Origin of the sequence: Vibrio sp. OY15 (assembly GCF_000742455.1) — a bacterium.
GTDB lineage: Bacteria > Pseudomonadota > Gammaproteobacteria > Enterobacterales > Vibrionaceae > Vibrio > Vibrio alginolyticus.
This window is the reverse complement of record NZ_JPIL01000041.1, coordinates 1-7547: the sequence shown is the minus strand read 5'-3', so window position 1 is coordinate 7547 and position 7547 is coordinate 1. Positions and strand designations below refer to the sequence as shown.

General features: G+C 45.7%; 8 protein-coding genes. 3 read left to right on the top strand and 5 right to left on the bottom strand.

The window, feature by feature from the left end; all coding sequences use genetic code 11:
* Window positions 1-72: 72 nt before the first annotated feature.
* A complete protein-coding gene (locus tag IJ23_RS23660; protein WP_005389855.1) occupies window positions 73-1326 on the bottom strand; it encodes a uracil-xanthine permease family protein in 1254 nt (417 codons plus the stop codon).
* 365 nt (window positions 1327-1691) lie between these two features.
* Between IJ23_RS23660 and IJ23_RS23655 the strand changes: the two genes are divergently transcribed.
* The gene (locus tag IJ23_RS23655; RefSeq protein ID WP_033907510.1) at window positions 1692-2900 is read left to right on the top strand and encodes a DUF2066 domain-containing protein; all 1209 of its coding nucleotides are present in this window, start codon (window positions 1692-1694) and stop codon (window positions 2898-2900) included.
* A 140-nt stretch (window positions 2901-3040) separates the two neighbouring features.
* Here IJ23_RS23655 and IJ23_RS23650 read toward each other — a convergent pair whose 3' ends face one another.
* The 4 genes from IJ23_RS23650 to IJ23_RS23635 are packed head-to-tail and all read right to left on the bottom strand — an operon-like array spanning window position 3041 to window position 5892.
* Window positions 3041-3481 carry a DUF2069 domain-containing protein gene (locus IJ23_RS23650; protein ID WP_005380407.1) on the bottom strand — a complete coding sequence of 147 codons (441 nt, stop codon included), beginning with the start codon at window positions 3479-3481 and terminating at the stop codon, window positions 3041-3043.
* A 22-nt stretch (window positions 3482-3503) separates the two neighbouring features.
* Window positions 3504-4073, bottom strand: coding sequence for an NAD(P)H:quinone oxidoreductase (gene wrbA / locus IJ23_RS23645; RefSeq protein WP_005380409.1), 570 nt, complete (start codon window positions 4071-4073; stop codon window positions 3504-3506).
* On the bottom strand, window positions 4074-4424 hold the full coding sequence (gene arsC, locus IJ23_RS23640; RefSeq protein WP_033907509.1) for an arsenate reductase (glutaredoxin): 351 nt from the start codon (window positions 4422-4424) through the stop codon (window positions 4074-4076).
* 16 nt (window positions 4425-4440) lie between these two features.
* Window positions 4441-5892: a beta-barrel assembly-enhancing protease gene (locus tag IJ23_RS23635; protein WP_005394337.1), complete on the bottom strand. Its 1452-nt coding sequence runs from the start codon at window positions 5890-5892 to the stop codon at window positions 4441-4443.
* Between the two features lie 257 nt (window positions 5893-6149).
* Between IJ23_RS23635 and IJ23_RS23630 the strand changes: the two genes are divergently transcribed.
* Together IJ23_RS23630 and IJ23_RS23625 are read left to right on the top strand one after the other, a co-directional pair.
* The gene (locus IJ23_RS23630) at window positions 6150-6386 is read left to right on the top strand and encodes a sulfurtransferase TusA family protein (protein ID WP_005380414.1); all 237 of its coding nucleotides are present in this window, start codon (window positions 6150-6152) and stop codon (window positions 6384-6386) included.
* 1 nt (window position 6387) lies between these two features.
* A complete protein-coding gene (locus IJ23_RS23625; protein WP_005380416.1) occupies window positions 6388-7461 on the top strand; it encodes an AI-2E family transporter in 1074 nt (357 codons plus the stop codon).
* Window positions 7462-7547: the final 86 nt, after the last annotated feature.

Below are 7547 nucleotides of genomic sequence, written 5' to 3'. Positions count from 1 at the left end.
AACCCATATCAGGACGGGTCATACAAGAGGAGAAGAGTAAGACACGCCACCTAATAAAGCGGCGCAAACGAACTATTTCGCGCTTTCTTCTTCCATTTGTGCGTTATCCACAACGTGGTTTTCACCTAAATCGTTTGGTAGCACAAGGTTAAGAATAATTGCCACGATACCGCATAGGCTCACACCCTGTAGACTGAACTCACCAATACCGAAAGCCATACCACCAATGCCAAACACAAGTGTTACGGCAACAATCACTAGGTTACGAGACTTATGTAAATCAACGTTATTCTTGATCAGTGTGTTGAGGCCTACCGTTGCGATGGAGCCGAACAGCAGAATCATGATGCCGCCCATGACAGGAACTGGAATCGTTTGAAGAACCGCACCTAGCTTACCTACCAATGCAAGTACGATTGCGGTGATTGCTGCCCAAGTCATGATCACAGGGTTAAATGCTTTGGTTAGCATTACCGCTCCTGTTACTTCACTGTAAGTGGTGTTTGGTGGAGCACCCACCATCGAAGCTGCGATAGTTGCCACCCCGTCACCTGCGATTGTGCGGTGAAGGCCTGGTTTTTTCAGGTAGTTTTTTCCTGTAACGTTTGAGATAGCAAGCATGTCACCTACGTGCTCAACCGCAGGTGCGATAGCGACAGGAATCATGAACAAAATTGCGTTGATATTGAACTCTGGCGCGGTGAAGTTTGGCATGGCTAGCCAAGCCGCTTGCTCTACGGGAGTGAAATCAACCACACCGTAGAATAGAGAAACAGAGTAACCAGCAAGAATACCACCAACAATAGGAACGAGCTTCAAAAAGCCTTTTGCAAAAACGCTGAGTACAATGGTTGTGAGCAGTGAGACCGCCGAGATAATGATCGCAGCATCACCATTAACTAGCTGTGCAGCTCCATCACCAGTTTTACCTACCGCCATGTTCACTGCCGTTGGGGCAAGGCCAAGGCCGATAACCATGATCACAGGGCCAACGACAACGGGCGGGAGAATTTTATGGATAAATCCAACACCACGCACTTTGATCATCGCCCCTAGAGCCACATAAACTAAGCCCGCTGCCATCAAGCCGCCCATCGTTGCACCGATACCCCAAGTTTGGATACCGAACATAATAGGAGCAATAAACGCAAAAGAAGAGGCAAGGAAGATGGGAACAGAACGTTTAGTCATTAACTGGAAGAGGAGAGTACCGACACCGGCACCAAAGAGGGCTACGTTTGGATCAAGGCCAGTTAGGAGCGGCACAAGCACCAAAGCACCAAAAGCGACAAAGAGCATTTGAGCGCCTTGTAACGCGTTTTTCATAATAATTCCCTATTTTCAAGATACGCAGACAAATCCGGCGAATACTATCATCCTGCAATCGTTTGCAATGTTGCATAGATCAAACTTTCGATTGAATTTTTCCCATAAATAGCACTTTTGAGAGTTGCTTGCTTGCAAATTGTCCTCTTTTACGTGTCTTGCGTGAAGATGAAAAATGGACAGCCTAACTTGTTGAGATAGCTTAATAAGCAATGAGTTTATTATAAAAAATAGCACTGAAGCGCTGGTTGAGGCCCGAGTTAACAAAGCTGGTCATAATACAGACAATTTACTCAGTACTTACCTTGCTCAAGATTTGATAGTTGCTTATTATTCGGGTTCTTGTTCAGAGGATTATAAAAACTATGCGCTATTTAGCTCTCTTACTGATAGGTTGGTTGTCCCTACCAGTATATGCATTAACTCAGGTGGATATCTATCGTGCCGAAGTGGTTATCGACAGTGAGCAGAACGACGGTGAGTCTTTGGCTCGTCAACAAGGTATGCAGGATGTGATTGTTCGAGCGACCGGTTCTCAATCCTCTTTAAGCAATCCAGTGATTAAAAAGGCACTTAGCTCAAGTGCGCGTTACATTTCTCAACTGAGCTATGGGCAGGTTGATGGAAAAGCGAGCTTAAAAATGTTGTTTAACAACGACCAAATCAGCTCTCTTTTAACACAAGCACAATTGCCATCTTGGTCGCCAAATCGTGCCAATATTTTAGTTTGGATGGTTGAAGAACAGGGTTACGATCGTAACATTGCGTGGGAGCATTCTGAATCTTCAAATGTTGCAGCACTTCGTAGCGCAGCGAAACTAAGAGGCCTACCAATCACTATCCCGGTTGGGGATTTTGATGATGTAACCGGTGTTAATGTCTCTGATCTTTGGGGCGGCTTTATTGAGCCAATTGGTCAAGCTAGCCAGCGCTACCCAGCTGACGCCGTTTTGGTTGTACGAGCTCAAGGTGAACAAATTCGTTGGACACTCTACGACCAGTCGCCAACGAGAATTGTAGAGGCGCAACGTTCTCCGCGTAGCGGGTCTGCATCAGGTGCTAATGCTATTGCAGAAATGGTGGATGGCATCGCAGACTACTATGCAAGTAAGAGTGCAGTTGTGGTTTCAGGAAAGTCTTCAAAAGCGCTAGCAGTGAAAGTCCTTAATGTAACCTCTGCCACGGACTTCTTCCGTTTAGAGAATGCGCTAAAACAACTTAATTCGGTTGCGGGTACAGAGATTAAGCGTGTTCAAGGGGACGAGTTAACGCTCAACATCCACCTTTTGGCATCACAACAAGCTTTTGAGAAAGAAGCTTCTTCTATTTCTCAATTAATGGTTTTTGAAGATCCTTTAGGTGAAGTTGATGCCCCAGCTTCAACTCAAGAAGAAGAGCCATTGGTTCAGAGTAATGAAGCAAAAGACGCCGCGACGCCAAAAGAAGCGCAGCCTGAAGTACCAGTAAATGTTGTGGCAGAAGCAAGTGACGAAACACAACCAACTCAGCCGATGATTGTGGAGCCTGTCCGAGAACAGTATGACTTGATCTACGAGTGGCGCTCGGCATCGTAATCTCCTTGGTAGCGTTCCAGGCGTGAAACGCAAGGATCAAACACCAATGTGGTAAGCATAAAAAAGAGTCGCAATAGCGACTCTTTTTGTTTTCTAAATTCGTATTCGAACCAATGATCAGTGATTGACTGCGATTGGCGTTATTTATTGAATTTCGCTTTTTCTTCTTTTTCTACTTGAGAGAGGCGTTTCAACTTAAGACCTAGCTCTTTGCCTCTCGCTCTAGCAAACAAAATATTACCAGCGAAACCGAGTGAAGTCAGTATCAGTTCCACTGCCGCAAGCCAGCGTTCACCCCCATCCACATAAAGGATGGTCAGCGCATGCAAGAAATACAGCATAAGAACAAAGTTAGCCCAAGCATGAGTGTAAGGCTTACCAGCTAAAATACCAGGCAACGGAAGTAGTAGCGGAATACACCAAGCAATAGCAAGTGTTGTGCTGCTGAGGTGAGGGTGAGGGGATAACGCAAGCTGCCAAATAGCGACCCAGGCTAATAAGGCTAAGTTGCCAAATAAAGCCAGGTAACGATAGGTTTTAGCCTGTGTACCGAGTGGTGTTTGGTCTAAAGAGTCAGACATCGATTAACTATCCTTGATTTTACTAACAGACTTTTAGTTTTAACGCTGCAGTTGCCAGCCTTTTGCCTAATTGTTGTGCCAGGCGAATCTCTTCACTGCTCAGGGTCGCCTCATGGCCTACACTGCTGGCGCCATACGGAGTGCCTCCGGACTGCGTAGTGTGTAACTCTGGCTCGGAATAAGGAATGCCCAAAACCATCATCCCGTGATGCAATAAAGGGGTCATCATGCTTTGTAACGTTGTTTCTTGACCACCATGCATCGAGGACGAAGAGGTAAAGACACAAGCAGGCTTATCGATTAAGTCACCACTGACCCATAAAGATGTAGTCTGATCCCAGAAGTGCTTTAAAGGCGCAGCCATGTTGCCAAACCAGACGGGGCTGCCAAACGCTAGACCGTCGCACGTTTTCAGTTCCTCTAGAGTAACAATTGGATCAGAAGGGGAGTGTGAGTGAGGTGACAATTCTTCAACTGTACGCAAAATTGCTTGGCATTGAGGAGTCGATTCGACTCCTCTTGCTATTTGTCTTGCCAGTTGTTTTGTCGAGCCATGACGGCTGAAATACAAAATAAGGATCTGGCAATCCATTTATAAAATATCCAACACTTGCTCTGGTGGGCGACCAATTTTTGCTTTGCCGTTAGCAACGACTACCGGACGCTCAAACAACTTTGGATTTTTCGCCATTGCTTCGAATAATTGCTCATCGCTGACGGAGTCTTCGCCTAAGCCAAGCTCTTTATATTCACTTTCTTTAGTGCGCATCATTTCACGTACAGATGAAAAGCCAAGCTGGGCGTACAGCGCTTTTAGTTCATCCACGTTAAGTGGTGTGTCTAGGTATTTGACGACTTCCGGTGTAACACCATTTTGCTCAAGCAGTTCAAGTGCTTGACGGCTCTTTGAGCAACGAGGGTTGTGATAAATCACGACTGACATGGTTTTCTCCATTTCGTTATTGTAATGCCATGAATCGATCTCTTTGGATCATGAGTTGGTCGATACGGGCATCGTATCGCGCTTGCTCTAAGCTGCCCAACTTGGCCATTTTACTTGCTTCACTATAATATTGAATCGCTTTATTCCAATTTGCTCGCAATGCCAAAATTTCTGCTCGAGCAGCCAACTCTTCATCGCTACGCCCCAGCGCGTGGTAGCTCTTCGATATTAGGTGCCAGCCATTTGTATCTTCAGGATAGTCATGAGTGTATCTTTGAAGAACTCGCGTGGCTTGATCGTTTTTATTGTCCTCAAGTAGTGCATTGGCATAGTTAATGGTCAATACTTTATTTTGAGGGTTCCGAGATAACGCTTTACGGAGCATCTCGGTCGCTTTTTCTGGCTGCTTCTTCTCGATGTATAAATCCGTCATAGCATCCAAGTAAAACGGGTTACTTGGGTCTTGTTCCAGTAACTTTTTCAAAATTGGTTCCGCTTGAGATAAGCGTTTATTGTCTAAATGCACGAGTGCCCGACCATAATCAAAAGCAGGTGTAATGTCCGCAGAGGCTTTCTTTTGAGTTCGCTCAAACCAGCTCAGGGCGGCTTGTCCATCAATGCCAGCGTAACGAGCCACAATGCGCGCGCGAGCTAGATGATAGTCTATTGAAGGCACAACACGCATTGGAGGATAGGTTCTTGCTCGCGCACGGCTATCGGTAATTCGATCTTCAGGCAGAGGGTGAGTCAGGAGCATTGGTGGCGGTTTACTCGCGTAACGATACTCATCAGCAAGACGGCCAAAAAACCTTGGCATTGCTTGAACATCAAAACCGGCTTTTGCTAGTGTCGAAATACCAAAGCGATCCGCTTCTTTTTCGTTTGCACGAGTGTAGTTGATTTGACTTTGCATGTTGCCCGCGGTTGCTGCTGTAATTGCAGCCATCCCCGCTTCGGGTGAGGCAATTGAAAGCAGTAGTGCCCCCGCAAGTGCGGCTAATGTGGCCGGAGAGCGGCGTGCTTGTTCTTCCATACTCCGAGCAAGATGACGTTGTGTGACGTGCGCTATCTCGTGAGCGACAACAGAGGCCAGCTCACTTTCTGAACGAGCATGAAGAAACAACCCAGAATGCAGCGCTACATAGCCACCAAAAAACGCGAACGCGTTGATATTACGGTCGCGAATCATAAAGAAGTGGAACGGCGTTTTTACATCATTCGCATTGGCCACTAATTTGTGCCCAAGAGAGTCAATATATTCATTGATGACAGGGTCATTAACGATAGGTTTACTGGCTCTGAGCATACGCATATAGGCGTCGCCATAAATCAACTCTTGGTCTATTGAAAGCGTGCCACCAGCAGCTGTGCCAATGTCTGGCAAGTCAATGCTATTGGCATAAGTTGTCGGCGAACTGATGGCTGCAGCAAGACATAAGCAAACTAGCGAGCGAGTGCGTTTTAACATACGTTTAAAAGGTTCTCCAAAATACATAAGCATGTGGTTACGGGTCGAGAGCCCATTAACAGCGCCACATACGTTTTGGTTATCCGTGAGGATATAAGCTAACAGTAAGACCGGAAATAAATGAATTGGTTTCGTAAATTATTTTATATCCGAGCTATTTCAGCATGTGGTTAAATCATGTCAGAAGTGCTAGCACCAGCTCAAAAAGCCGTTACAATACAACCCTATCATAAGTGCAGAGCAATACAATGGAATCCATGTTACTTGATTTGCGTGAGCAACGTTGTCCTATGGCACTGTTACTTGCAAAGCGTCATGCTGCTGAGGTCTTTCAAGGAGAAGCAAAGCAGTATCATCAACTTGTCATTCAAGTGGTGGACAACAGCTCTAAACGAGACATTGTGAACTATCTTAGTGCCCAAGGGTACTCGGTTGATTGCCAATCTACATCAGAGCACTACACATTGACTGTCTTCAATAAGGAATCCGCATAAGATGTTTGAAATGGTTAGTCGTTGGTATAAACGACGTTTCTCTGACCCTCACGCAGTAAGTCTCGTCGCGATCTTGCTGTTTGGCTTTATCACCATTTACTTCTTTGGACACTTGATTGCGCCATTACTTGTCGCGATCGTTTTGGCTTATCTACTTGAATGGCCAGTTGTCAAAATGTGTCGTATAGGCGTGCCGCGCACCTTGTCGGTTATTATCGTGATCTTGGTCTTTGTCGGGTTAATGTTAATTGCGTTGTTTGGCTTGGTTCCGACGATTTGGACTCAGGTCGGTAATCTAATTAACGATATTCCGAACATGTACAACGGGCTACAAAAGTTTATTGTTACATTGCCAGAGCGCCATCCTGAACTAGCCAATTTAGAAATAGTAGAAACCGTGGTGACGAACGCCAAAAACCAAGCACTGGGGCTGGGTGAAAGTGTCGTCAAAGGGTCGCTTGCTTCATTAGTTAGCATTGCAACGCTAGCGGTATATTTGATCTTAGTGCCACTCCTTATCTTCTTTTTGCTTAAAGACAAAGAAGAAATGCTGCGAATCGCAAGCGGTATTCTGCCGAAAAACCGTAAATTGGCGAATAAAGTTTGGCATGAAATGAACGAGCAGATATCAAATTACATTCGCGGTAAAGTGTTAGAGATTTTAATCGTGGGCGGTGTGAGCTACGTGACTTTTGCCCTTTTAGATCTTCGTTACTCGGCGTTGCTTGCCGTAGCCGTTGGTCTGTCGGTTTTGATTCCTTATATCGGTGCGGCGGCTGTTACTGTACCTGTTGCTATCGTTGGTTTGTTCCAATGGGGTTTAACGCCTCCGTTTTATTGGTTGTTGCTTGCTTACGGTATTATCCAGGCGCTGGATGGTAATGTGTTGGTTCCTGTTCTGTTTTCCGAGGCAGTAAACTTACACCCAGTTGCTATCATTGTGGCTGTATTAGTCTTTGGTGGGCTGTGGGGTTTTTGGGGGGTGTTCTTCGCCATTCCTTTAGCGACATTAGTCAAAGCCGTATGGCATGCATTACCAAGCACGGAAGAAAACGAACCTGTCGAACAAGAGTAGTTGTTACCAAAGGTACGATGGTTAAAAGAAAGCCCAGCAGTTTGCTGGGCTTTTTGTTTGTAGAATGTGCCGTCCTAAATAAGGTT